Source organism: Mesorhizobium sp. M7A.F.Ca.CA.002.09.1.1 (assembly GCF_003998555.1).
In the GTDB taxonomy this organism is placed as follows: domain Bacteria; phylum Pseudomonadota; class Alphaproteobacteria; order Rhizobiales; family Rhizobiaceae; genus Mesorhizobium; species Mesorhizobium ciceri.
On record NZ_RZRR01001414.1, the window covers coordinates 1 to 802 of the forward strand.

An 802-nucleotide genomic window follows, 5' to 3' on the forward strand; every position below is an offset into this window, starting at 1 on the left:
GTTGTAGTGCTTGCGCTTGGCAATGCTGTTGCGAGCGCGGGTCATGAGACTGTCGAGGATCATAGCAAGGTTCCTTTTTGGCGCCGCATTTCGGCGGCGGTTTCTTCCTCCCTTGATCGATACGAAGCATGACATAGTAATGGTGCATTGCAAAAAGAAGATGTTGCAATGCACCATTGCGCTGGACGCATAGCCGGTTAATGCGGCGCTAACGTCATGCGCAGAGCCGGCAAGCGATCTTTTGTGGGACACTGTGCGTACCCACATTGCCTTCTGTCCCTCCGGCTGGCTTGATCCCTGTCATTGATGCCGGGAGGAAAGCATGGCGGCCGCAGACTATTATGAAATTCTCGATCCGCGCTTCGCGCGCCTGTTCAACGGCAACGCGCAGGTCGAGAAGCTGTTCACCGGATGCCAGTGGGCGGAGGGGCCGGCCTGGTTCGCCGCCGGCCGCTATGTCGTCTGGTCCGACATCCCCAACAATCGCATGCTGCGTTATGACGAGACCGACGGCAATGTCAGCGTCTTCCGGCAGCCGTCCGGCAACTCGAACGGCAACACCGTCGACCGGCAGGGCCGGCTGATCACCTGCGAGCATTCGGGCCGCCGCGTCAGCCGCACCGAGTTCGACGGCTCGGTCACCACGATCGCGGCCAAATGGAAAGGCAAGCGGCTGAATTCGCCCAACGACGCGGTGGTGAAATCCGACGGTTCCATCTGGTTCACCGATCCAAGCTACGGCATCGATACGGATTATGAGGGCGACAGGGCTGAGAGCGAAATCGGCGCCTGCCACGTCTAC

At 59.7% G+C, this 802-nt stretch carries 1 protein-coding gene and 1 pseudogene; one reads left to right on the forward strand and one right to left on the reverse strand.

Features of this window, described 5'->3' with window-relative positions:
- Positions 1-267: pseudogene (locus EN994_RS35765) on the reverse strand (hypothetical protein); the annotation flags it as partial.
- 55 nt (positions 268-322) lie between these two features.
- Here EN994_RS35765 and EN994_RS33640 point away from each other — a divergent pair.
- The coding region (locus tag EN994_RS33640) for an SMP-30/gluconolactonase/LRE family protein (protein ID WP_164746539.1) at positions 323-802 on the forward strand (480 nt) is incomplete at its 3' end.